This is a genomic window from Marinitoga sp. 1138 (assembly GCF_013363265.1).
GTDB classification, from domain to species: domain Bacteria; phylum Thermotogota; class Thermotogae; order Petrotogales; family Petrotogaceae; genus Marinitoga; species Marinitoga piezophila.
In genome coordinates this window covers 1-25432 of record NZ_LBFA01000026.1, presented here as the reverse complement: position 1 = coordinate 25432, position 25432 = coordinate 1, and the positions used below count along the sequence as shown (strand labels likewise).

At 28.4% G+C, this 25432-nt stretch carries 29 protein-coding genes; 6 read left to right on the top strand and 23 right to left on the bottom strand.

Going from position 1 to position 25432, the window contains the following annotated elements:
- Positions 1 to 5: 5 nt before the first annotated feature.
- From XO11_RS09020 to XO11_RS09010, 3 genes are all read right to left on the bottom strand, one after another.
- Entirely contained in the window at positions 6 to 374 is a 369-nt protein-coding gene (locus XO11_RS09020; protein ID WP_014297287.1) for a hypothetical protein, read from the bottom strand.
- Positions 375 to 481: 107 nt separating this feature from the next.
- Complete coding sequence (locus XO11_RS09015) at positions 482 to 877, bottom strand: hypothetical protein (protein ID WP_175418516.1); 396 nt, start codon at positions 875 to 877, stop codon at positions 482 to 484.
- A gap of 113 nt (positions 878 to 990) precedes the next feature.
- Positions 991 to 2577: a DUF4350 domain-containing protein gene (locus XO11_RS09010; RefSeq protein ID WP_175418515.1), complete on the bottom strand. Its 1587-nt coding sequence runs from the start codon at positions 2575 to 2577 to the stop codon at positions 991 to 993.
- A gap of 109 nt (positions 2578 to 2686) precedes the next feature.
- On the opposite strand from XO11_RS09010, the gene XO11_RS09005 reads away from it, so the two are divergent.
- From XO11_RS09005 to XO11_RS08995, 3 genes are all read left to right on the top strand, one after another.
- The gene (locus tag XO11_RS09005; protein ID WP_083635690.1) at positions 2687 to 3463 is read left to right on the top strand and encodes a DUF368 domain-containing protein; all 777 of its coding nucleotides are present in this window, start codon (positions 2687 to 2689) and stop codon (positions 3461 to 3463) included.
- A gap of 499 nt (positions 3464 to 3962) precedes the next feature.
- Positions 3963 to 4709, top strand: coding sequence for an undecaprenyl-diphosphate phosphatase (locus tag XO11_RS09000; protein WP_014297283.1), 747 nt, complete (start codon positions 3963 to 3965; stop codon positions 4707 to 4709).
- A gap of 35 nt (positions 4710 to 4744) precedes the next feature.
- A complete protein-coding gene (locus XO11_RS08995; RefSeq protein ID WP_075780740.1) occupies positions 4745 to 5185 on the top strand; it encodes a nucleoside-triphosphatase in 441 nt (146 codons plus the stop codon).
- A gap of 24 nt (positions 5186 to 5209) precedes the next feature.
- Here the strand turns inward: XO11_RS08995 and XO11_RS08990 are convergent, their stop codons facing one another.
- The 19 genes from XO11_RS08990 to XO11_RS08900 all read right to left on the bottom strand — a co-directional run bounded on the left by XO11_RS08990 (position 5210) and on the right by XO11_RS08900 (position 22085).
- Positions 5210 to 6127 carry an MJ1477/TM1410 family putative glycoside hydrolase gene (locus tag XO11_RS08990; RefSeq protein WP_175418514.1) on the bottom strand — a complete coding sequence of 306 codons (918 nt, stop codon included), beginning with the start codon at positions 6125 to 6127 and terminating at the stop codon, positions 5210 to 5212.
- Positions 6120 to 6908 carry a nitrilase-related carbon-nitrogen hydrolase gene (locus XO11_RS08985; protein WP_014297280.1) on the bottom strand — a complete coding sequence of 263 codons (789 nt, stop codon included), beginning with the start codon at positions 6906 to 6908 and terminating at the stop codon, positions 6120 to 6122. Before XO11_RS08985 ends, XO11_RS08990 begins: the two co-directional genes overlap by 8 nt.
- A 4-nt stretch (positions 6909 to 6912) precedes the next feature.
- Positions 6913 to 7452, bottom strand: coding sequence for a 5-formyltetrahydrofolate cyclo-ligase (locus XO11_RS08980; RefSeq protein WP_175418513.1), 540 nt, complete (start codon positions 7450 to 7452; stop codon positions 6913 to 6915).
- Positions 7418 to 9754, bottom strand: coding sequence for a DUF2194 domain-containing protein (locus XO11_RS08975; RefSeq protein WP_175418512.1), 2337 nt, complete (start codon positions 9752 to 9754; stop codon positions 7418 to 7420). The genes XO11_RS08980 and XO11_RS08975 overlap by 35 nt, the downstream gene beginning before the upstream one ends.
- A gap of 1 nt (position 9755) precedes the next feature.
- Positions 9756 to 11168 carry an exopolysaccharide Pel transporter PelG gene (pelG, locus tag XO11_RS08970; RefSeq protein ID WP_014297277.1) on the bottom strand — a complete coding sequence of 471 codons (1413 nt, stop codon included), beginning with the start codon at positions 11166 to 11168 and terminating at the stop codon, positions 9756 to 9758.
- On the bottom strand, positions 11168 to 12574 hold the full coding sequence (gene pelF, locus XO11_RS08965; RefSeq protein WP_175418511.1) for a GT4 family glycosyltransferase PelF: 1407 nt from the start codon (positions 12572 to 12574) through the stop codon (positions 11168 to 11170). Before pelF ends, pelG begins: the two co-directional genes overlap by 1 nt.
- Before the next feature lie 14 nt (positions 12575 to 12588).
- Positions 12589 to 13092, bottom strand: a complete 504-nt coding sequence (locus XO11_RS08960; protein ID WP_014297275.1) for a hypothetical protein — start codon at positions 13090 to 13092, stop codon at positions 12589 to 12591.
- Between the two features lie 6 nt (positions 13093 to 13098).
- Positions 13099 to 14037, bottom strand: a complete 939-nt coding sequence (locus XO11_RS08955; RefSeq protein WP_075780735.1) for a hypothetical protein — start codon at positions 14035 to 14037, stop codon at positions 13099 to 13101.
- The gene (locus tag XO11_RS08950; protein WP_014297273.1) at positions 14034 to 15248 is read right to left on the bottom strand and encodes a hypothetical protein; all 1215 of its coding nucleotides are present in this window, start codon (positions 15246 to 15248) and stop codon (positions 14034 to 14036) included. The genes XO11_RS08955 and XO11_RS08950 overlap by 4 nt, the downstream gene beginning before the upstream one ends.
- Before the next feature lie 2 nt (positions 15249 to 15250).
- Positions 15251 to 15922, bottom strand: coding sequence for a flagellar brake protein (locus XO11_RS08945; RefSeq protein WP_075780734.1), 672 nt, complete (start codon positions 15920 to 15922; stop codon positions 15251 to 15253).
- A 169-nt stretch (positions 15923 to 16091) separates the two neighbouring features.
- On the bottom strand, positions 16092 to 16286 hold the full coding sequence (gene rpmB / locus XO11_RS08940; RefSeq protein ID WP_014297271.1) for a 50S ribosomal protein L28: 195 nt from the start codon (positions 16284 to 16286) through the stop codon (positions 16092 to 16094).
- 106 nt (positions 16287 to 16392) lie between these two features.
- On the bottom strand, positions 16393 to 17892 hold the full coding sequence (lysS, locus tag XO11_RS08935) for a lysine--tRNA ligase (protein WP_014297270.1): 1500 nt from the start codon (positions 17890 to 17892) through the stop codon (positions 16393 to 16395).
- A gap of 1 nt (position 17893) precedes the next feature.
- The gene (gene greA / locus XO11_RS08930) at positions 17894 to 18394 is read right to left on the bottom strand and encodes a transcription elongation factor GreA (RefSeq protein WP_014297269.1); all 501 of its coding nucleotides are present in this window, start codon (positions 18392 to 18394) and stop codon (positions 17894 to 17896) included.
- A 16-nt stretch (positions 18395 to 18410) separates the two neighbouring features.
- Entirely contained in the window at positions 18411 to 18875 is a 465-nt protein-coding gene (gene nrdR, locus XO11_RS08925) for a transcriptional regulator NrdR (protein WP_014297268.1), read from the bottom strand.
- Positions 18872 to 19765, bottom strand: coding sequence for a DNA-binding protein WhiA (gene whiA / locus XO11_RS08920; RefSeq protein WP_014297267.1), 894 nt, complete (start codon positions 19763 to 19765; stop codon positions 18872 to 18874). The genes nrdR and whiA overlap by 4 nt, the downstream gene beginning before the upstream one ends.
- Positions 19766 to 19797: 32 nt before the next feature.
- Positions 19798 to 20667, bottom strand: coding sequence for an RNase adapter RapZ (gene rapZ / locus XO11_RS08915; RefSeq protein WP_014297266.1), 870 nt, complete (start codon positions 20665 to 20667; stop codon positions 19798 to 19800).
- Positions 20664 to 21443 (bottom strand): glutamate racemase, encoded by a 780-nt coding sequence (murI, locus tag XO11_RS08910; protein WP_075780732.1) that lies wholly within the window; start codon positions 21441 to 21443, stop codon positions 20664 to 20666. Before murI ends, rapZ begins: the two co-directional genes overlap by 4 nt.
- 13 nt (positions 21444 to 21456) lie before the next feature.
- A complete protein-coding gene (locus XO11_RS08905; protein ID WP_014297264.1) occupies positions 21457 to 21726 on the bottom strand; it encodes a hypothetical protein in 270 nt (89 codons plus the stop codon).
- A 20-nt stretch (positions 21727 to 21746) separates the two neighbouring features.
- Positions 21747 to 22085, bottom strand: a complete 339-nt coding sequence (locus XO11_RS08900) for a hypothetical protein (protein WP_014297263.1) — start codon at positions 22083 to 22085, stop codon at positions 21747 to 21749.
- Positions 22086 to 22231: 146 nt separating this feature from the next.
- On the opposite strand from XO11_RS08900, the gene yajC reads away from it, so the two are divergent.
- From yajC to secF, 3 genes are read left to right on the top strand one after another with little or no spacing between them, the layout of a single operon-like run.
- Positions 22232 to 22615 carry a preprotein translocase subunit YajC gene (gene yajC / locus XO11_RS08895; protein WP_014297262.1) on the top strand — a complete coding sequence of 128 codons (384 nt, stop codon included), beginning with the start codon at positions 22232 to 22234 and terminating at the stop codon, positions 22613 to 22615.
- An 18-nt stretch (positions 22616 to 22633) separates the two neighbouring features.
- Positions 22634 to 24043: a protein translocase subunit SecD gene (gene secD / locus XO11_RS08890; RefSeq protein ID WP_075780731.1), complete on the top strand. Its 1410-nt coding sequence runs from the start codon at positions 22634 to 22636 to the stop codon at positions 24041 to 24043.
- The gene (secF, locus tag XO11_RS08885; RefSeq protein ID WP_014297260.1) at positions 24043 to 24951 is read left to right on the top strand and encodes a protein translocase subunit SecF; all 909 of its coding nucleotides are present in this window, start codon (positions 24043 to 24045) and stop codon (positions 24949 to 24951) included. The genes secD and secF overlap by 1 nt, the downstream gene beginning before the upstream one ends.
- 117 nt (positions 24952 to 25068) lie before the next feature.
- On the opposite strand, the gene XO11_RS08880 is transcribed toward secF, so the two are convergent.
- A partial coding sequence (locus XO11_RS08880; RefSeq protein ID WP_254873323.1) for a flagellin occupies positions 25069 to 25432 on the bottom strand: 364 nt, incomplete at its 5' end.

Here is a 25432-nt window from a genome sequence, read left to right as displayed (position 1 = left end):
GCTGCCTACGCAGCTTTTCTTTTATAGTTAATGAATTTTTTTGAAATATAAAACACCAAAATAATTGATAAAATACCAAGATAACTTGCAAAAGAATCATATAATGAAAATTGCCTGTATGGAGAAAGCGCTTGAATATACTCACTTGCAACTGGAAGCGTTAATATTAATCCTATTGAAGGTATAATATACCATTTTTTGTTAATCAATCCTTTTAAAAATAAAAACATCCCTCCAGCATATGCAAGAAAATGCCATATTTTATCTTCTCCATAAAATCTCGAATAATTAAACGGTGGTTTTGGAGTTACTGAAAAATATATTAATACTAACAGATATAATACAAATAATATATTCCATATAATCTTTTTCATAACCAAAACCTCCAGAATATTTTTTATATATTATAACATGTTAATATTTCAAATAATTAAAAAATATAATAAATAAAAAAAGCTCCCGAAGGAGCTTTTAAATTCTATCAATAATAAACGCTTATTTCTCCTGTAGCCTCACCATAAATATTGATTAGTACAGGACTTCCAAATAGCTGATCATCATCAGAGTACTTTTCATCTCCATCTTTATCCTGATAAACAAAAACAGTTACGCTATCATCTGCAGGAACACTTACTTCAAAAGAATATTCTGATTCTTGTGGAGTTATTATGGTTATATTTACTACACCTTCTTTTGGAATAGTTTTATAACTATATGTTCCATTTGCATATGCAAGATAATAAGTACTATTATCTGTGTAATTTTCATTGTCAGACCAATTAATTTTTATTGTTGCGTTTACCTTTTTTGGTCCCAAACAACTTGTTAAACTCAAAGCAAGAATTAAAATACCTAAAAATACCAATGTTTTTTTCATAAAAACCACTCCTTATAAATTTAAAGTAGATATGTATTAATATTACTCTAAAATTATTAAGGAGTGATGTCTTTTTGGTTAATTTTAAAGATAGTTAATCTTTTTTTAAAAAATTAATAAATAAAATATTTGATTACATTTATTGCTAACTTAGCATCATCGCCCCATTGCCAGCCATTATGCAATAAATCACCAGAAGCTCCTGTTCCATCGTCAAAAGGTGAGCTATCTCCTATTGCAACAACCTTACCTTTGCCATAATTAGTCACTATCATATATGGTTTATTTTCAGAATTAGCAATTAATACTTTAATATTATCATTTAATAGTTTAATTGATGAACCATTCCATACTCCTATTTTTCTAATTCCTTCTGTAATTGGATGATTGTAAATATGTGCAAGTGGTGCTTCTTCAAGGTCATCGCCTGTAAATTTAAATCCAAAATTTTCTACAAATGTATTAAATATCTTAGGTGAATCCCAACCATTGCCATTTCTATCAGAACCACCATGATCAGATATAATAAATAATGATCCGCCATTTTTTACAAAATTCAAAATTGCTTTAATTTCTGTTTCCTTAAATGGTTTATTTGGTTCTGGAATTACAAGCACATTATACATATTTAATATTTCTTCTGTTATATCCTCTTTTATTTCATTAACCTTTAATCCCATATTTCTTATTACATCTGCAAAATCCGAATATCCCCCATCAATAACCCAGTCGGCATTTCCAGCAGTTTGGCCATGATTATTATCAAATAACACTCTATTTTTATATGAATCCTTTTTAAGATCTAATTTTATAATTTTCATACTCATTTTATTATTGTTTTTATCAGCTATTGATCTCAATACAAGTTTTGTAGCTTTATTTATGTCTTCCACTTCTAATTTCAATATTTTTTGTGTTTTGTCCAATTTATAATCTTTTATATTGGTTTTTAATATTCTAATGGTTTTATTCAATACAACTGATTTTTCACTTATTGGTTCATTGAATTCAACATAGATATAATTTCCTTTTATTGCATAATCCTTTACTTCAGGCGGGAAAACATCATCAACAACTATATCGTTTATATCCCTTGGCCACAATTCATATGCTGACATATATTGTCCAAGCACCCCTACAACTTCCATTGTAATTCCAACTTTATAGTAAGCAGGATTAATTCCTGTGTTTTCTCTTATAAACACCATTCCTTTACCGCTTCCATCGTCAATGTATATCTTCCTCATATCAAATTTGTCAATTTCTACAATTTTTCCTTTTGTTTTAAGATATAATCCTTCATACTTTTCATTATTGATATCTGCAGTTTTTATAATCAATGGTTCTGGCAATGGATTATTATGAGATATTATTTTATAATAATGTGAAGGATTATCGCTCTCAAGAATTAATTCTTTATTATTTTTATGAGTCCAGAGATATCCTTTTGCTTCAACTAAATCCCCTCTTTTTACATCTTTAAATTGGCCGCCTCTATAATATAGATTAATTCCTCCTGTTTTATCCTGCAAGAAAATTATATTAACATCAAAAGGTCCTGGTTCAACTGTTACAACACCTCTAACAACAACTGTTTTTAAATCTTTTAAATCGCGAGCATCAGAAATACTGGTAATAGCAGAAAATGCAAAAATACCTATAAATAAAAACACAACTAACATTACTATACTTCTTTTCATTCTTAATCCTCCCTTTTTAAATTTTTAAATTTAACATAACATTATATCATAAAAATAGCTGAATAATAATGTATAATAGATAAGAAATATTTTGATTGGAGGGATATTATTGAAGGATTTTATTTTAGGGATTTTAATGGGAATTGCAAATTTATTACCTGGTATAAGTGGTGGAACTATTGCTGCTATTTCTGGAAGATATGAAATAATTTTAAAAGCTGCTTCTGATATAATTTCTTTTAAATGGAATAAAGAAGCATTTAAGATTTTGACCTCATTAATTGTAGGTATGGGCGTTTCAATAATATTCCTTTCAAAAATTTTATCTTTTTTGTTTGAAAAATATCCTGAATATTCATATGGAATATTTATAGGACTAATTATTGGAGGCCTTTTTTACCTTATTTCACAGATAGAAATTAAACAAAAATCTAATATATCAATAATAACTATATCTTTTGTTTTAACATACTTTTTATTAAGATTTGCCGAGAATCTGGAAACATCAAACGGAAATGTTAGTATGTGGTATTTATTTATAGGAGGCATAATAGGCGCTGCAACAATGGTACTTCCTGGAATAAGTGGCTCTTCAATGTTGTTGATTATGGGAATATACAAACCTATTATTGATGCTATATCTAATATGAACTTTTCTATTTTAATTCCTTTTGCATTTGGTGTTGGTGGAGGATTGATTTTTGTTATACTTGTTCTTGAAAAATTGCTTGAAAGGTTCAGGGATCAGGTTTTATCTTTTTTAATTGGTCTAACAATAGCGGGAATGGTGATTATCTTCCCAATAACCTCAAAATTATTGACTTATGTATTTTTAATTGTGGGTATTTTTCTTTCAAAATATCTTGAGAGGATTCTTAATGAGTAGAAAAGTTGCAATTGAAAAAATAAAAGTTCTTTAAAAATATCGTTATAGAAAACTTCATAAAAAGATTCATTCAAGCAGGTGAAATTTCTTATAATTGTGAAAAATAAAAACTAAGAATTTCCCGCAGCGGGGATTAAAGATAGTTGGAAAAAATAAAAGCGAGTGAAGGCTCGCAGAGTGCCTGAGAAAATTGCGAGTGGAAGGGGTCAAAATCACACGGATGTGATTTTGAGTGAAGACGAACATGGATGTGAGTCTGCAACGACCCCTGAGAACGAGCAATTTTCGAAGATTAGCACTCAAGTCGCCTGAAAGAGCTTTTATTTTTTCCAACACAAAAATTTTTCAAGGATTAGAAATTCTTGCCGTCTGAGCGAATATTATTTTTCTACTTTCAAAAAAAATTTTCGAGGATTAGCAACCAGCTTGTTTGAGGGAGTTTTTATTTTTCTCAATTATCAACAAAAATAACAATTATATAAAAAGAGAGGTGGAGGATGTGCAGGAAATTATTTTGGGTATAATTCAGGGATTAACGGAGTTTTTGCCAGTTTCAAGTTCAGGACATCTTGCTTTATTTTCAAAACTCATTAACTTTAATCCCGACGTTTCTTTTTTCGCTTTTTTACATTTAATGACATTTTTCGCAGTTTTATTGTTTGTTTATAAAGAAGTGTGGTTTATTTTAAAAGGTATGTTTACAATGGATAAAAGTGCCTGGAATCTTGCTTTGAAAATCATTGTTTCTTCGGTGCCAGCTGCAATAATTGGTATTTTATTTGAAGATCAGATTTCTGAGGCATTTTCTTCGCTTAGACTGGTTGGATTATTCTTTTTATTTACATCTGTTGCAATGATTCTATCCGATAGATTTGATGGGAAAAAGGAATTAATGGATATTTCATATATAGATGCTATTATAATTGGTTTATTTCAAGCAGCTGCTATTTTTCCTGGTATTTCAAGAAGTGGATTTACCTTATTCGGTGCTTTGCTTTTAAATACAAAAAAAGAAGCAGCTTTAAAATATTCCTTTTTAATGAGCCTTCCTGTAACCTTTGGTGCTGGATTACTTGAAATAAATGACGTTACATTTACAGCACCTGTAATCTATTCAGGAATATTTACCTTTATTTTTGGCGTTATAGGATTGTTTATTTTAAAGAAAACCGTTATAAATGGAAAGCTTAAATATTTTGGTTATTATACTGCTCTCGCAGCAATAGTAAGTTTTATTGTTGGATAATTTTTAATTATTAATAAAAAAAAGGGGGGCTGGTTTTGAAGGTATTGCTAACTGGAAAAATGGGGGTTGGAAAAAGTACTATATTAAATAATGCAATAAAAAAATATAATATAGAACATGGGATTTTCACCAGAAAAATAGACGATTATGTTTATGCCTGGTTTTTGAATAATGAAAATCAAAGATTTATTATAGGCGAAAAAAGTATATATGGAATGAAATCCGTTGATAAAGGTTTTGAATCTTTAATAAAGCAAATGAAGAATATCAATAAACCAGATTTTTTTGTAATTGATGAAATTGGTTATATTGAATTATCTCAACAAAAATATCTTGAAGAGCTAAAAAGAATTATCGATGAAAGCCAGAATTTTATAGGCGTTATAAGATTATTCTTTATTGAACGATATGAGTTTTTAAAGGATTTAGAGATTATTGAAATTACAGAAGAAAATCGAAATAATATTATTATATAAAAATAGAGAAGGAATTTTCCTTCTCTATTTATTTTGATTAAAATATTTTATTCCTGGCGATATAGTATATAATTTTTGGTCTTTTGTTGCAGGATAGGCTAAAAATCCATATTCTTCACATAAGGAAATAAAGTCTTTTACTTTCTCTATATCTGATTCTTTTTCATTATAAATATAATCTATCACTATAATTGTTTTATTATGCTCTTTAAACTTCATTATATAATTTAATCTATAATCTATTTGTTTTTCTTTCCGTTTTTTCCCTTTTATATAAAACAAACTCTCAATTCCCAATCCATCTATAGATTCCATATATTTTCCGTTATAATCATAATCAATTATGGATTCCGCATTTTGAACAAATATTTTAAAATTTTTCCTTTTACTCTTTGCATATTCTGATAAATCTGCTATAAGGTTTATCATCTCTTCTGCTGTTGCATATATATCATAACCACGGTCAGCCCAATATAAATATGAATCAACAAGATCTATATAAACTCCATCAAATCCCTGATCTATTATTTTATCTATATATTGGTGCATAATTTCCTTCCATTCCCAATGCCAGTATTTTACCTTATAATTACCAGGCCACTTTGAATTCTCTTCACCTATAAAATCTGGAGGATTATTATTCCACCATTTTTCCCAATAAAACCTGTAGTCTTCTGCTTCTCCTACGCTGAGATAAGACAAAACTGTACTTCCATTTGTTTGTAACTTTCGTATTTCATATCTGGAAAATTTGTTTTTTTCACTACCATCATGTGAATAATCAATTATTATATATTCTGGTTTGTAATATAATGTAATTTCATTTATATCAACATTACCAAGCTGATAGATAACAGGAACTTCCTGTTTTTCAATAAATAGCGGCATTAAAAAAGGAATCGTGAGTACCGAAATTAAAAGTACTATAAATATTCTATCCATTGAAATAAAATTCCGGCCTCCTGTCTTCGAAGATATTATTCAATTTATTTAATTGCTTGTTATTAGCTTCTTCAGGATTAATTTCAATAGCTTTCACCATATCTCCTTTTTCCGGAAATCTAATTATTACTTCTCCTTTTGGATTGGTTATCTGACTCATACCAGTAAAATTATTTGTATTTAATGCATTTATCTCTTCGCCCCATCTGTTTGAGGTTACTATAAACACATGATTTTCAAGAGAGCGGAATTTATTTGCTTCCTGACAATATGGCATAACAAGATTGGCACTATGCGCTATAACCTGTGCACCTTTTAATGCAAGCGTTCTAAATGATTCTGGATAAAACCAATCAAAACATATTGCAAGTCCTACTTTTACTCCATTAACTTCCTCTACCCAAAACCCTGTATCCCCTTTTTCAAAAAACACCTTCTCTTCATAGAATAAATGTGTTTTTCTATAAATTCTTGTTTCTCCTGTACTTTTTATTAAAACAGAAGAATTATACAATTTACCCTCGTCTTTTTCAACAAATCCAAAAACTATATTGGTATTTTTTTCCTTAGCTATTTTCTTAAATGTTGTGATAGAATAACCATTTTTATCTTCAGCAACCCATTCAACTTCTGTATGTGTATTAAATGTATAACCTGTAAATGTCAGTTCCGGAAATACAAACAAGTCTGCTTCTTTATTTTCTATTAACTTTATCGCTCTTTCTATATTATCTTTTACCTGAAATAATTCCGGTTTAAATTGCACAAGCCCTATTTTCATATCTTTATCCTCCTAAAATTCGTTTTTCAGTTATCACAAGATTCATCTGTATATCATGGTCATCAACAGGCAATTTTTCTAATATCTGGAAGTCAAATCCAACTCCTATTAACTGAGTTTTTTTGTGTACTGAAAAATATCTGTCAAAAAATCCTCCACCATATCCTAATCTATATAAATCAAGGTCAAATGCCACTCCTGGAACAATATAAATATCTATATCTTCAGTATATTCCGTCCCTTCTGGTTCCATTATTCCAAACTTTCCTTTTTTCAGTTCATTAATATCATTAACAGGAATAAAAATCATTTTTTCATCGCTTATTACTTTGGGAAAAAGGAATATCTTATCTTTGAATAATTCCATTAAATTTAATACGTTTACCTCTTTCCTGTATGGATAATAAATCGCTATTGTTTTGAAATTTTTGGATTTTAAATAATTATATATTTTTTCAACGATTATTTTATTATTTGATTCATATTCTAATTTAGAAAGATTTTTCCTTTTAGCGATTATTTCCTTTCTTATTCTGCCCTTCATAATAACTATCATCTCCACTGAATTTTATATTCATAATGTTATCATCCATTTCAATAACATATAATTTTGATTCTGGATAATAGTCAATTATTTTTCCGTTTATAATATCATCAATACCACTCTGGGATTTTACATAAAAATACTTTGGAAATATGGAAGAATCAGGAATTACAACTGTTAAATTATTTCCATTCCATTTATATTTTACATTTTGTGTTAAATAATCAAAATATATTTGATATGCTTCTGAAGCTGTATGATTTCTTAACCATGGGAATTTTTTCTTAATAGTTAAATAGAATGTCCTTAAACTGCTGTACATCTCCATCCATGTTTTATTTTCCGGATTTCGACCTTTATCAAATAAATCATCAGGATGAATAAAATGCTGAAATGCACCAAAATTTGCAAGTGTATTTATTGTAGCTATATATATTCTTTTTAAAGGATAATATCCATATGTAGACCTCGGAATTACAAGTGTAAAATTATTTATAATCTTATACTCAGAAAATTCATCTTTTGCTTCATATGATGTACCTATTGTTTTTATTTCCGGAATTGCTTTTAAAAGCTGATTTGCCCCAAACTCATCTATTATGTTATTAGGAGCAACATAACTTGATAATTCTATTGGATGTCCCAATATTTTTTCTATAAATGTTTTTGCTGCTCTTAAACTGAGTAATATATTGTTTGGATTTGGCCATCTGTCTTTTGTTAATGAATTATGATTATAACCATGTAATCCTAATTCAAACTCTGATTTATCTATTTCTCTAAGTGCTTTTAACGGAGAATTGGTATTACTCATTAAAAATTCCGAAAATTCAAATGGTGGATTGCTTGAACCATTATAACTTAGAGGTGTAACAAAGGTATATTTAATATTGAATTCTTTGGAAAATTTCTTTATAGACGGCCACCAGATTGTATAGTAATATTCATCATCTGTGATGTCTTTCCCATTAATCTTTGCACGAACAACATTGTATGATGGCAATGGAAAATCATCTATATAGAACATAAATGAATTCAAAAATCCACTTATGCTATTTTTTTGCATTGACATTATTGACTGAAAAATCAATCCTCTTATATTCTTTAAATATACATCTGGATTTATATAACTTCTATATCCCTTTCCTTCTTTTTGATACCATATCACCGGAACACTTTTTCCATCTCCACAGAAAAATGCCAGAGGTTTTATATTTCCCGGTAAGTCTATATGATAATTTAATTCAAAATACATATTTATATATGATTCTGTTGCTGTATTAGTTAAAGGGAATAAGTCTTTTGTAAATGAAATTTTGTTTATATTGATATTATCTTCTTTTACATAGCTGCTCCATGGCGTATTAAATAATTGTGTGGAATATATAAATGTTCCCCCACTATTTATAAATTTCTTTATTGTTCTTGTTTCAACATATTTTGCATCTGTATTCCATATTATATATTTATATGGAATAAGGTCAAAGAAAGAGAGTTTATAAAATTGTTCTACGCTTATCACATCAAAATTTTGTTTTGCATATAATAATATCTTTTTTATTTCATATTGAGAATCCAGGTATTTTTGATTGTCGTATTTTGTATTGACTATCAAAAATTTATTCAATGTTCCAACTTCATGATTTATAAATCTATGTATAAGTTTATTAATATTGATTATGAGATTTCCATTTTTATCAACAAAACTATTGAATATTGCGGCACCACCATTATCTGTCAGAAATATCATTGGATACTCTTCATTGTCAATTTTATAGGTTAATATATTTTCCATATGATTGTCAAAGGTAATATACTTTTCAACAGGAACTTTATATTCACTATCCGGTTTTTTTAAAAAATAGTCTGAAATACATTCAATTGTATAATCTTCTAATTCTCTATATCCATATTTATACTGAACACCAATTTTATTTAATAAATTATTCATTTCCGAAATATCTGCACTTGCACCTATATTGTTAAAAAAGAAGTATATTCCTCCATTTTCAACAAATGTTGCCAGTTGCCTTAAATATAATTCGGGCTTAGCCATCTCAGAAGAATAATACCATGTAATTACTCCAAAATACTTTTCATTTGTTATCTTATAATAATTCATCTCTTCAACATTCTTTAATTCGTATCTAATATTATTTTTTTCCAGAATAGGAATAATATGATATTTAAACATCATTTCACCATAGTTTTCTGATTGTTTATATAGCAATAAAAGTTCCTTTTGAGAAAAGGATAAAACCGCAATAATAATTAATATTAATAATAAAATTTTCTTTTTCATATTATTCCTCCATTAAATGTTTTATATCTTTAAAATGCATATAAAAACCATCTTCAACTCCTATTTCCTGTCTAAAATATTCTATTCTTATTATATCATCAACTTTTTTTATTAATATTTTATATCCTATAAAAGTTCCAAGAGTAAAAGCTATAGAATATCCTGCTCCAAGAGAATAATATCCAATTTTATCAACAAATATAAAACTTAATATTATATTTGAAAATAGAGTAAATAGATTTAATTTCAGGGCATCATCTCTAAAATCAAAATATAATAATAATAGCATTATCATTAAATAAAAAGAATTCATCATTGCACCTATGAATCCAAGCCTTAAAATAGGTTTGGATATTTCACTTACAAATGGTAATAAGTTTAATTCATTAAACATTAATAGAATGGATGTAATTACAACCTGAACTTTTATTGTAAGGGATATGTTCAATTTTAATTCCTTAAACATTTCTTTTTTTCTTAATTCTATTTCTGAATAATTATAACCATTTATCAACGAATCATAGAATAATTTGTATTTTTTATAAAATCTTGTCTCTAAAATTAAAATAAACATAGTAGCAGTTGGAATTATCGTTAAATATGCAAGAAACATAGGATAATCATATATATATGAAAAATGAAATCCTTTTAATGGTTCTTCACCATAAATAGGAGATGTCCATGTAATAAAATCATCTGCCCATAATGCCAGATAATATGTAACTCCAATAAATATATTCTGCCAGTATTTTCTTAAATCATGTATCCATTCAACAGAAATTTCTATATTTGTTCCAAAATGAAATATAATAATTAAATAATGAATAAAACTACCTATATTAACACCAAACGCAAATCCCATTAAATACCCTATTTGATTATTTTCATCTCCAAGAATTTTAGATAATATAATAGATGAAAATCCCATAACTATATATGCAAGAATATACCAGTTTACAGCATCTGTTGAAATAGAAGCTATGGAAATTATCCATAATATTAATAAAGAAATAGTTAAATAAGAGAAAGAAAAAATAAACCACCATTCATGAGGATTAATAAGAAAAAATATAGCCAATAATATTATCGTAAAAAGAGATGCATAAAGGATAATTCCAAATACTTCAGGCAATATTTTTTTATATTCTTTTAAATATATTAAATCCGATAATCTTCGTGATTCAAACATAACAACAAGACCGGATATTATTATGGAAAACACAAAAGAATATACTATTCCTATATTAAAGTACATGCTGTTAATATTCATTATATTGAGTATTATCCATAAAGATGTTGTTGTGATTATCCATGGTCCGGAAGATACCACAACGGAATAGGCTATTGCAAGTAAATCTGTTGATACTCCTCCTTTATGAAACATCTTTGTAAGTCTAAAACCTACACCAGCCATTATTTCACCGCCGATATGTATAATTTTTTATAGTTCTTTATCATTTGATCAAGTCTATATCGTCTTTTAACCCGTTCTCTTGCAATTTTTGAAGCATTTAATCTAAACTCATCATCTTCATATAGTTTAATAATTCCTTCAGCTAATCCTACAAAATCCTTAGGTTTTACAACAACTCCTGCATCACCTATTATATCTTCTTTAGATCCATATATCATTTCTGAACATGCACCAACATCTGTTGTAACAACTGGAATTCCAGCTGCAAATGCCTCTAAAATTACAAGCGGCTGTCCTTCACTAACGCTTGATAATAATAATACATTTAATTTAGGATAATAATCAAGAACATTTACTTTACCTGTAAACTCTATAGTATCTTCCAATTTAAACAATCTAATCATCTGTTTACATTCTTCATAGTATTCTTTCTCTTCATCTGTTGGACCTATTATATACAATTTAAAATTTTTTATTTTTTCCTTGACCATTTTGGCTGCTTTTATCGCCGTTTTTATATCTTTTATTTCAACTACTCTCCCAACAAGTCCTACAATAAACGGATCTTTTTCTTCTCTATATTTTAATTTTGAAAATCTATCGTAATCTATGCCATTTGGGATTACCTGCATTTTGGATTCATCTTCACATAATTCCTTTTCAAACATTTGATTTTTGCTAAATAATGTTGTTATCTGTTTTGATCCTTTATATACCAGAGAACTAATAGTATTAAATAATTTTATCCATGCTGTTCTATATTCATCCTTTATCCAATTTGCCTTTAATACTTCTAATTGCCTTTCCCTGTGATATATACCATGTTCTGTCAAAATCACAGGAATATTGTATTTCAAACCATTCATAATTGCACTAATTCCAGCATAACCAGTAGTAATTGTATGATAAACATCGCATTTTGGAAGATCTACTGTCATGGAGTTTAAAAAAGGAAGCAACATTGATTGCAATGTCCAGTAATAATTTGTAAAGTTTTCATATGGAATATATGATTTATAGAAGTTTAGCATTGTTTCCCAATAATATTTTGTCTTTAAGATAGAAGTAAAATCATAATCGGAATAATCCTTAAACAAATTATACAATTTCTGAGCCATAACCCTTTCGTCAAAGGGATAAATAATAATCTTTCCCAATTTATTTAAAAAATCATCAGGAATTTTTTTCTTTTTGGAAAAATCATATTTGGCAAATAAAAAGTATTCAAAATAGTCTACAACATTTTCTGGAAATTTATATTTTGGATATCGTAATTTAGGAACATCCCCAATTTGTATTACACAAAAATCAACGTCTTTCATTGATTTCATTAAAGTATTTCCCCAGCTGGATACCCCACCTGTAACATATGGATATGTTCCTTCAAATATTATTCCTACTTTCATATTTTCCCCTCAATTCAATGTTCTGTTAATACTTCGAGAATTTTAGAAAATTTTATTTTTTCAAATTCATTTGATTTTTCTATTATGTAATTCATTAACCTTTCATCCTTTGTTAAAAGATACAGAGAAACCTTTTCATTAAAGGATAAATCATCTATATACTCATAATTTTTTGAATCTTCCAATAATTGTTTTATATGGCTCAAAAGATATTTTATTTTTAGATCATGTGCATATTCAAGAGTTTTATTATCCTCAAGGTTTTTTGATATCAATATAAGCTGATTAATATAAGTTAATACATTTTCATCATTTAAAGATATATGTTTTAATTTTGATAATAATTCAAGTTGTTTTATATACACACTTCTTTTATTCCACGGAAAATCATTTATTTGCCTGGAACTTAAAGATGTATTGGCATTTTTATTTATTATTATTACAAGAAATATCAATCCCAGAACTACTGCAAATAAAAGATTATATGCGCTAAATATCTTTTTAAGATTTTCTTTCATTTTAATTTATCCTCCCAATAAGAATTTTAATGCTTCACTTTCAGGTTTAAAACCCAATAATATATAATCAGACACCAATCTTTGAACATTCTTTGGCTTTTTTCGTTTTATATAATAAAATATAGCATATTCCATTATTTTTTGTGCTTTGAAGTTTTTTATTTTATCTTCAAGTACCTCTTCCAGTTCATTATATTCCTCTAATAATTCCAGCGTTTTTAAAAGATATAATATTAGTTCCGGACTTTCTGGAAACACATGAACTGCTGTTCTGAGTATTAAAGCACTTTGCCATAAGATTTCCTGTTTATGTTCTCCTGCTAAAAATCCAGATTTTGCATAGTAATATGAAAATTTACCAAAATTTATATAATCCTCCAGCGTATTTAAATTTTCATAATAATATGATATCTTCTCAATAAGAAAATTCTCAAGATTTGTAATTGCATCAGATGCATATAACACTACATCAGGATGTTCATCTATTTTTATTGCTTCATTTAATAAATGAATCCCTGTAGAAAAATCTATAGCTTCATTTTTTATTGCATCATACACCAATCTTACAACAAATTTTCTTTGTTCAGGATCACCGTATTTTAAAACTATCATAAACGGTGCAAGATCCACCGAAGAAAAATTTACCCTTTCGCTTTCCTCTTCTTTTTTTTCTGATATTTCAACTGGTTTATATCTGGATTCTATTTTAATATTCTGCAAATATTGAATAAAAGGAAAAAACGGAAAGAAAAGAACAAAAAAAGGAAGTTTTTTAAAAATATCAGAATATCTTTTTTTATATGAATACGAAATAATTATTGCTAAAAGAAAATATATGGCTATAAATAAATAGCCATATTTGTTATTTTTTATTATAAAAATTAACCCTAAAGTTCCAGATAATATAGAAAGGATAAGTATTATAATTTCTTTTCGCATTTTCATTCTTTTGAATAAGCCTCCAAAACCTTTATGCTTTTTATTTTTTCAATATTTTCGAGAACTCTTTTTAATCCTGTTTTACCACATGATGTTAAAATAATAGCGCCTTTTTTATCTTCTGGATCATAAAAAACAAAGTCTGTATCTCTAATTATCTTTCTATATTTTTCTATTTCAACATTTTGAGTAACTGTAAAATAAATTATAGAATAAGGAATTTCAAAACGTTTTCTCCTCTCTTCTATGTATTTAAGGGTAATTTCAAACTCCTCATATGGTTTTATAAACATTTCCTCATCTGATTCTGCCAATTCTTTAGATGCCATTAACAACGTGCTAAGCCAGTCTGATAATATCTTTAAATATGTTTCTGTATTTTTATTAACCTTTTCTGGATCAATAAGTTCAATAATAACAAAACCGAGAATATTCTTTCCAGCTGAAATAGATACAGCCATTGCCGGTTCAAACTCAAAGTTATACTCCATTTCTGTAAGATAAAGAACATTTACATTTGCAGCACCAAATTCTTTTGCCATTGAGATAACGACAGATTTTTCAATATCAAATGAATTTGGAAGATACTGTGGCCCTTTTCTAACTCTCATTCTTAAAAAATTATTTTTACTTAACGTGTAAATTGAAACTGTCGTAGCTTCAATAAAATCAAAGATAAGGTCTATGGATTCGTTAAATATATCTTCTGCACTTTCATAATCTATTTCCTTTAATCTTTCAACTAATAGTGAAACTCCCTTTCTTTCAAGAACAAGCTTTTTCTCAAGATCTACAGTAACGTTTTTATATTTTCTAATTTCATTTTCAAGATCTTTTACCTTTTCATTTAAAACCTTTATTCTTTCATCTCTATTTTCAATTTCCTGTATATACATATCTCTAAAAAAACCTATTATAAAACTCAATGAAAATGTAAAAAGCGGTATTTTTAAAATTTGCCAGCTAACTATAAGCCCCGTAAAATTTTCCTTTGCCTGAATATATAATGAAAAAAAGAGATATGCTGTACTTAAAAAACCTGAAACCAGCGCAAGGTTAATACCATATCTTATAGCTATAAACAAAGAAAAAATAAAATACGGATTTGGATCAATAAACGCATATCCAAAATATTTTCCATATATGTCAACGATTAATATTAATGTATATATAATAAATAATTCTATATAACCATAATAACCTTTCTTCTTCGCCATTATTATTCCCCCACAGCACCATGTCTTGCTTTTATCGAATATAAATTAGCAAATCTTACTATTTTCTTCTCCAGTTTATAATTAACATTTAAAAATTTCATTCCATATATATTTTCTTTATATAAATTCTGCCCTAAACTTCTAACAACCATCGTTTCAATATCCTCTAGTATTAAATCATCTGTTATTGTCAGGTTTTTTAATATATATCTTTTATCTTTTTCCAGCGTACTTTTTGTTATAATTTGCATTCCACCAGCACTAAAATCCCTTGTCTCAAATCTAATTTTTTTATTATTTTCTTCATCAAGTAATATCCCCTCTCTTATTATGGAAACTCTAAAAAACATTCTTTTTTGAATTCTATACGCAATACGTGGAAGATAGATAATAATACCTTCCATACTATTTTTTAAAATATGAGATTTAAATAAAACACTCGCTGAAAAATCATAAAATCTAATTATTATTTTTTCCCTGCTATATGTTTCTATCTTTCGATTTTTATGATAAGGTGGAAGTATTACTGCGATCCTTTTCTGAAAACTCATATCAAGTATTCTGCTATTTGCTACAATATGTTGTTCGGGAAATTCAACATCTATTAAATCCCCAGGATACAGTAATTTTCTTAGATTAACTTTTTCGATAAATACATTTTCGTTGTAAGTCATTCTATCCCGCCTTTTTGTAATTATATCATTTTAATGTTAATCATAGTTCTCCAATTATACATACTAATATATTTTTCTATTTAAATCATACTCTATCCTTTTATTAATCGTAGATTTTAATCTATATATTTAATAAAAAAATGCCCCAAAAGGGGCATTATTATTTTTGTTATATTGCTCTTTTTACTTTACCAGCCTTTAAACAACTTGTACATACATTCATTCTCTTAATTGTTCCATCTTCTAAAACAACTTTAACCTTTTGAATATTTGGTTTCCACCATCTTCTTGTGGTTACCTTTGAATGAGCAACATAGTTTCCAGCTGTTGGTCTTTTTCCACACACTTCACATACTCTTGCCATTTTCATCAGCCTCCTGTTTATGTTATTTTATTTTATTATTTTTTGAAAATTATACCGTATATATTATATACAAAAAGATGAAATTAATATTTAAATAAAGTTAATTTTATTCGTCGGATTCCATTAATTTTTCTTCATCTTCAAATTTCATTGGTCTAACAATTGGATACGGGATAACATCCCTGATTGTTTCAGCACCTGTTAAGAACATAATAAATCTGTCTATACCTATTCCCAATCCACCTGTTGGAGGTAATCCATATTCAAGTGCTCTAATGAAATCAAGATCCATCATTTGTGCTTCTTCATCACCTTTTTCCTTCATTTCAACCTGTTTTTTAAATCTCTGAAGCTGATCAACTGGATCATTTAATTCACTAAATGCATTTGCAAGTTCTCTTCCATATATTATTAATTCAAATCTTTCTGTAACCCTTGGATCTTCCCTATGTCTTTTTGCAAGAGGTGAAATTTCAACAGGATGTTCTAAAACAAATGTTGGTTGTACAATTTTATCCTCTACCAATGACCATAATTCATCTATATAATGTGCTTTATCTTCAAATTCCACTTCCACACCATGATCCTTTAATACCTGAGACAACTTTTCATCTGGATCTTCTAATATATCAACACCAAGATGTTCTTTTATAAAATCTCTCATTTTTACTCTTTTAAACGGAGGTTTAAAATCAATCTCTACACCATCATATACAATCTTTGTTGTTCCGTGGATTTTTTCAACAACATATGATAATACTTCTTCTGTTATTCTCATCATATCTGTATAATCAGCATAAGCCTGATACAATTCCATCATTGTAAACTCAGGATTATGCTTATATGAAACACCTTCATTTCTAAAATTCTTACCAATTTCAAAAATCTTTTCCATTCCACCAACTACTAATCTCTTTAAATATAATTCTGGTGCAATTCTTAAATACATATCAACATCATAAACATTTAAATGTGTTACAAATGGTCTTGCATTTGCACCACCAAGTATTGGATGTAATGTAGGTGTTTCAACTTCTGTAAACCCTTTCGAATATAAGAATTCCCTGATATACCTAATTGCTTTAAATCTTGTAACAAAAGTTTTTAAACTTTCATCATTTGCTATCATATCTACATATCTCTGTCTATATCTAACTTCTCTATCCTTTAAACCATGCCATTTTTCCGGTAATGGTCTTAATGCTTTTGATAAAATTTCAAAATCAAGAACAAGTATTGTTAACTCACCTGTATGAGTTTTAAATGGGAATCCTTCTACTCCAACCCAATCTCCAATATCCATATATTTCTTAAATTCATTGAATTTTTCTTCTCCAACTTTATCTTTTCTAATATACGCCTGAATTCTTCCTGTATCGTCTTTTAAAACCAAAAATGCTGATTTACCGTGTTTTCTAATTGACATTACTCTTCCGGCAAATTTAAAAACTTCCTCTTCTTTTAATTCACCAGATTCAATATTTCCATACTTTTCTTTAATTTCTTCAACTTTCATTTCTTTATCGAATCTGTAAGGGTAAGGATTCTTCCCTTCTTTTCTAATTTCTTCAATTAATTCTAATCTCTGTTTTCTTACGTCGCTCAAATCAAGCACCTCCATATTTCAATATAGCAATAATTTCAAGTTCCTTTATCTTATTAGATGGAGTTTTGAACTTTACCTTATCTCCTATCCTCTTTTTCAACAATGCCTTACCTAATGGTGAATCTGAACTGATCTTTTTTGGTTCTGAAAAAATGTCTGCTTCCTGAGAATTAACTATTTTATATGTTTCTTCTATATTCTTTGATAAATCTCTAACTATAACAGTATTCCCAAGATTTATCTCTTCAGTGTTACTTTCTGACTCATCAATTATTTCAGCATTTTCAAGTATATAATCAATTTCTTTAATTCTTGAATCTATTTTACCCTGTTCATTCTTTGCTTCTTCATATTCACTATTTTCTGAAAGGTCTCCCAATTCCCTTGCTTCTTTAATTCTTTCTGCAATTTCTGTCATCAATTTATTTTTCAACTCTTCTTTTTCTTTAACAAGACTTTCATAACCTTCTCTGGTTAATTGTATTTTTTCTCCTGGAACCATATTTGAACCTCCTTAATTAATTATTTTCTTCTTTTTTTCTTAAATCATTGATTATTTTAACGAAATGATCTAAATCTCCAAATTCCTTATATACCGATGCAAATCTTACATATGCAACATGATCCAATTCTTTTAACCTTTTCATCACAAGATCTCCTATTTTAGCGCTTTCTATCTCAGAAGTTCCCATCTTTCTAATTTCTTCTTCTATCTGACCTGCAACATTTTCCAATTGTTCATAACTTATTGAACGTTTATGACATGCTTTGATTAATCCATCTAAAATTTTCTGTCTATCAAACAATTCTCTTTCTCCATTTTTCTTTATAACAAAAACCTTATGCATTTCATATCGTTCATATGTGGTAAATCTACTATTACATTTTAAACATTCTCTACGCCTTCTTGTAACAGTTCCATCTGCAATTGTTCTGGAATCAAGCACTCTTGTTTCATCATGTCCACAGTAAGGGCATTTCATTCTATTTCACCCCTTTTTATTTTCGAAGCAATTTTTGATATTTTCTTCATTTTATAATAAAGCGTAGATTTTGAAATGTTCAAACTTTCTGCCATTTCACTTAAACTTTCGCTTTCATTATCCAATCTATAAAGAGCTATTTCTCTTAAATCATCAGGAAGATTTTCCAGCCCCATCTTTTCAGCTATTATTTCTATATCTTCAATCTGTTTAGAAGCGCTTTCTGCTGTTTTTGTCGCATTTGCTGAAATAAAGTTAAAGGTTCGCGAGACATTGCTTTTTAATTCGCGAACTTTTATTGTATTTGATATCTTTTCCACTGATTTGTGGGCTCCAAGTAATTCAAGTGTATTCAATATATCCTTAGACGATTTCACGTATATCTTTATTTTATTATTTTTTGTTATATAATTGGCTTTGATTCCAATAAGATTTTGTAAATTTTCTATTATAATTTGCGCAAACTCCTCAGAAAAATCTGAATAAAACTCAAGATGATAATTTTTTGTAATGGAAACCGAACCACAACTTAAAAATAATCCCTTTAAAAATATACCAAAAATATATGGATCATCTGATATATATTCAGGCACTTTATCTGAAAATAAATCTATCCCCTTTTCTTCAAAAATCATTTTAGCATGCATCAAATTAAAAATCAATTCCCCCATTCGTCCAATATGTAAGCGTTTTTCATTCTTTATATAAGTTGTTATCCATTCACCAAATATTTCTTTGGAAATTTTATATAATCTTTTTAAAGTATTCATTGAAGAAATTGATATTTTTAAATATCTGTTATTTTCCTCAATAACAAAACTTCCTTTTCCTTTTATAAATCCATATAATTCAACTTCAGGATATTCTATTTTCGACATTATCAATTCCATTTTTACCTCTTCAGAAAAAACAGACATTTTTATCACCTATTAATATCTCTATGTTCAATAGAAGCTTTTACACCTTTTTTAATTAATGCTGAGTATAATCTTTCTGCAATATATACAGAACGATGTTTTCCACCTGTACATGCTATTCCAACATTAATTGAAACACGTCCAGTTGAAGAATACCATTCCTGAACCTTTGAAATAAAATCAAATATTTTTTCAAAAGTTTCATTGGTTTCTGGGAAATGTTCCAGAAACTCCTGTATTTCCTTATCCTTCCCGGTTAAAACATACAATTCTTTTATATAATACGGATTCGATAAAAATCTAACATCAAATAAATAATCCAGATCATTTGGAACTCCATATTTAAAACCAAAACTTATTATCTTTACAGCTGTGGAATATTTCTGTTTCTTTTGCTCTATTAATTCAAGAACCTTTTCTCTAAAATCTTTGGGTTCAAGATTGGTAGTATCTATAATAATATCAGAAATTTCCTTTATTGGTGTCATTAATTCAATTTCTTTTTCTATTGCTTTTTCAAGTGATGGTTGTAAATCCTGCAAAGGATGCTTCCTTCTTGATTTTTTAAATCTTATTTTTATTGTTTCAGGTGATGAATCAAGAAAAATTACCCTGAAATCTATATTTTTATTTTTTTTCTTTTGAAGCTTTAATACTGCTTTTTTCAATTCATCAGGTGCATTCCAGCGAATATCACTAACAAAAGCTATATTTTCTATATCGGTACTTCCCAAAATCATATTCATAAATTCTTCAATTAGATGTGGTGGAACATTATCAACTGTATAGAATTTTATATCTTCAAGTATCTTTAAAATAGTTGTTTTGCCTGCCCCGGACAAACCGGTAATCAACAATACATTTCTCTGTTTCATATTTCCACCCCCATCTCCCCAAAAACTTTATGAATATATGAAATTTTATAATTATTCTTCCCTAAAATTCTTTCAACATTGTATTTAAATTTATTAATATATCCCGAAACATAAAAAGTAATTTGCGGTATATCATTAAAATACGGAATATCATTTCTTACATAATCAACTATATAATCAGCTGGGTCAATTATTTCTCCTATTACTGCTTTTTTTATGTGTTTTTCCAATATTGGATAATGGGTACATCCTAACAAAATTTTACTAAATTTTTTTTGATTTTTCAAATAAAAATTTACTATAGACTCTGCTATGGGTCCATGCCAGATCCCTTCTTCTATTAATGGTACAAATAAAGGACATGGAATCTCTTTAAGCTTTTTTACATCTTTTGACAATATTAATTCTCTATATGTTCCCGTATTAATAGTATTTTCAGTTGCCAGCAATAAAACTTCATCATTTTTTTTAATTGACCTTACTGCATTTTTTAATATGCTAATATACTTAAAATTATATTTATTCATATTCATATATCCACGAGTGATTAAAGAATCCGATGTATTACATGCAGCAATAACAATATCCAGGTTGTTTGAATCGTAGAATTCAAACAACTCCTCTAATACAGATATTATTTTATTTACAGGTTTTGAACCATAAGGAACATTTAATGTATCTCCAAAATAAAAATACTGGTGGCCTCCAAAATTCCCGACCACCTTTTTTAATACGGTTAATCCGCCTATTCCAGAATCAAAAAAACCTATTTTCATTGTTTACACCCCATTATTCCTTTTTGCGGGAGACATCAGAGGCTTTGGAAATTAATTTTTTTAATCCTTTCTTTAATTCTATCTTTTCAAGATGCTCATTTAATAGCAGGTAAAGCAATATGTGCACAGGCTCCATATTGCTTGCTTGACTGTATATATTTTCAACATCTTTTTTTATATTATCAAGAATTTCATTTACAATTTCTTCCGGTTCATCAGTAAGAAATTCATATGTTTGTCCAAGGAAATCAAAATGTATTTTTTTCAGCCTCTTATCTCCCACAAATGTCACCGCCTAAAATTTTACCATTTCTGTTCTTCATATCCCTGATTTTCGTGAGATTCTGCAGAAGGATTTTCAACAGTTTCTTCAACAACCTCATTTACAACCTCTTCCACTTCATCACCAATAATTTCCTTTAACTTATAATTAATTTCCTGAATATACTTTTCTGTTTCTTCTTCTTTTCTTTTTAATTCTTCAAGTTGTGATTTCAATTCATCTCTTTCTCTTGATAATTTTTCATATTCAGCATATAATTCATCATTTTCCTTTTTTAAGGCTTCTTTTTCTTCTTTTACCTTTTTATATTTTTCTGCGAGATTTTCAATAACCTTTTCTAATTCTTTTAAAAGTTCCATAATAATCAACCCCCTTAATTTTTTCGTCATTAAATTTTTCTATATTTTTTTAAGAAATCCTGGTAGAATTATACCACAAAAATTTTCAGAAATCATAATTCTGTGTTATAATATTGTAGAAAAAATATATCGGAGGTGAAGTTTTCATGAATTTTAATAGCATAAAAGAAATTTTATTATTTGGTCCACCAGAAGCAGCTGCGGCTCCACAAACCGCAACAACAGCGCAAACAGGAAGTATTTGGGGGTTACTATTCCCATTATTACTTATGTTTGGTTTAATGTATTTCTTAATTATAATGCCACAGAAAAAACAGGAAAAGAAACACAAAGAAATGATCTCAAAGTTAAAAAAGGATGATAAAATCCTTACACAATCAGGTATCATTGGTAAAATTGTAAACATAAACAACGATTTCATAAGAATTAGAACTGCAGATAGAACAGAACTTGATATTACAAAAAATTCTGTAGTAGCAGTTTTATCAAAATCCAACAAAGAAGATAATAAAGAAAACAGCAAAAAATAGTCAAGGGGGTAGATTTTCTTGAAAGCACACAAAGTTAGAGTAACCGTTTCAGTACTTGTTTTTGTAGCAGCTTTATTGATGTTTTTCTGGCCAACAGGCACTAACAACAACGAAGAAGGTATTTTAAAGTATTTTTCAAATATCAAGCTCGGGCTTGATATTAAAGGCGGAAGTATGCTTGAATATGATATGAAGCTGGATGAAGGAACAGATCCTAACGAAATTATTGACAACGTTATCCTCGTATTAAGAAAAAGATTGGATGCAGCTGGATATACAGAAGCAGTTGTTTCAAAAGTTGTTAGTGGAAACAAAATAAGGGTTAGGGTGGAAATCCCCGGTATTACAGACATAGAAACAGCAGAAAAATTAATTGGTAGTAGAGGTAAATTATATTTTGCCGAAGTTATTGATGTTCAAACCTCAGATGCAAAACCTGAAATTAGAAGAAATAGATATGTAACCATAAATGGAAAAGATGAACCTTTATATGATTATGTAAGAGATATGTATGATGAAACAACATGGTATAAAGTACAGAAGATATTTACATTTGGTAAAGAACCATTTGAATTTACAGGAACAGATGTTGTTGATGCAAATGCAGATATCAACACAAGAGAAAAAGGTTTTCTTGTTAACTTAAAATTCAGTTCACAGGGAAGCAAAAAATTCGAATTAATTACAGGTAATCTCGTAGGAAAAAGATTGGCTATTATTCTTGATAACAGAGTTATAATTGCTCCAGTTGTTAACCAGAAAATAACAAGCAGTTCTGCTGTTATTGAAGGAATTCAGACTATTGACGAAGCAAGAAATGTTGCTGCTTTAATTAAAGCTGGAAATCTTCCTGTAGATCTTGTTAAATTCCAGGAAAGAACAACTGGACCAACATTGGGTAAAGATGTTGTTGAAACAATAGTAAAAGCAGGTTTATTAGGACTTGCAGTTGTTATGGTTTATATGATTGTATTCTATGGTTGGATGGGTGTAGTTGCAGATATTGCTTTAATATTCAACTCTGTATTATTACTCGGTGTTTTAGCCGGAACACACGCAATTCTTACATTACCTGGTCTTGCTGGTATTATCTTAACTTTTGGTACAACAGTTGATGGTAATGTTATTATTTATGAAAGAATTAAAGAAGAATTAAGACACGGAAGACCTCCTCTAACAGCCGTTAGATTTGGTTTTGATAAGGCTTTCTGGACATTATTTGATGCTAACTTAACCACAGTATTAGCCGGTGTTGTATTATACTACTTTGCAACTGGTACAGTAAGAGGATTTGCTATTACTTTAATTATTGGTGTTCTTGGTAGTATGTTTACAAACCTCGTTGTATCAAGGTCTATTCTTGAAACAACAAGTCATCTAATCAACGTGAAGAAGTACCAGAAAACGGCTGTAAAGGAGGGAAACTAATGATTGATTTCGTTGGAAAAAGAAAACTATTTATAACGCTCTCTCTATTATTAATATTGGCAAGTTTAATTTTTGTATTTACAAAAGGTTTTAATCTCGGTGTTGATTTTGCCGGTGGAACAGAATTTGTTATTTCAGCTGACAAAGAATTAAAAATAGATGAAATAAGAAATGTATTAACAGATATAAATTCTAACTATGCAACAGCAAAGATAGTAAAACTCAAAAACCTAAATGTTGAAAATGCAAGTTTATTTCAATATTCAATTGTTTTAAAAGAATCATTATCAGGTTCCACAGCATTAAAGGAAAACTTAATAAAAACAATGAAAAATTCATTTAAAGAAAAAGGCATAACAATAGATTTTCTTGAATTCAACGATGTTTCAGGTTATGCTGCAGAAGAAATTAAGTCATATGCATGGTATGCTGTTATTATTTCTTTAGTATTATTATTGGCTTACATCACATTAAGATTTAAATTCTCATTTGGTGTAGGTGCTATTATTGCTCTTGCACATGATATAATAATTACTCTTGGTTTTTATTCATTATTCGGCATTGAAATTAATGTAGCAGCCATTGCAGCATTCCTAACACTTGCAGGTTATTCATTAAACGATACTATTGTTGTATATGATAAAATCAGAGAAAATATGAAGAAATTAAGAGGTAAAAAAGATATAGAAGAAATAGTTAATATTAGTATAAACGAAGTTATTGTTAGATCATTAAATACATCTATTACAACATTCCTTGTTGTATTGCCAATTCTTCTCTGGGGCGGAAAGGCAATTGCTCCATTTGCATTTGGTCTTGCAATAGGTGTTATAGTTGGTACATATTCATCACTTTACATTGCAAGTCCTATTGTTATTAACTGGATCAAAAAATCAAAGGTATATTGATATTTATTACAAAAACCCTCCTATTGGAGGGTTTTTGTATTTTTATTATATAAAGAAAAAGGGCGAATCCCTTCGCCCTTTTATTACGCCTGGATTGAATTATTAAATTAAATATTATTATCTCAATAATTGTAAAGCCTGTTGTGGTAATTGATTTGCCTGTGATAACATTGCTGTTCCACTCTGCAACAAGATCTGCTGCCTTGTGTACTCTGCCATTACCTTTGCAACATCTGCGTCTCTGATACGTGATTCTGCTGCTGTTAAGTTTTCTGATGCTACTCCTAAGTTCTTAATTGTATGTTCAAGTCTGTTTTGAACTGCACCAAGTTTTGCCCTGAATGCCGATACTTTATATACTGCAGCATCTATAGCACTTATTGCAAATTCTGCATCTTTTTGTGAATCAATCTTTATTTGAGTTGTAATTCCTATATCATCTGCTTTCATACTTTCAAATCCAATTGTTATTGTTTGACCT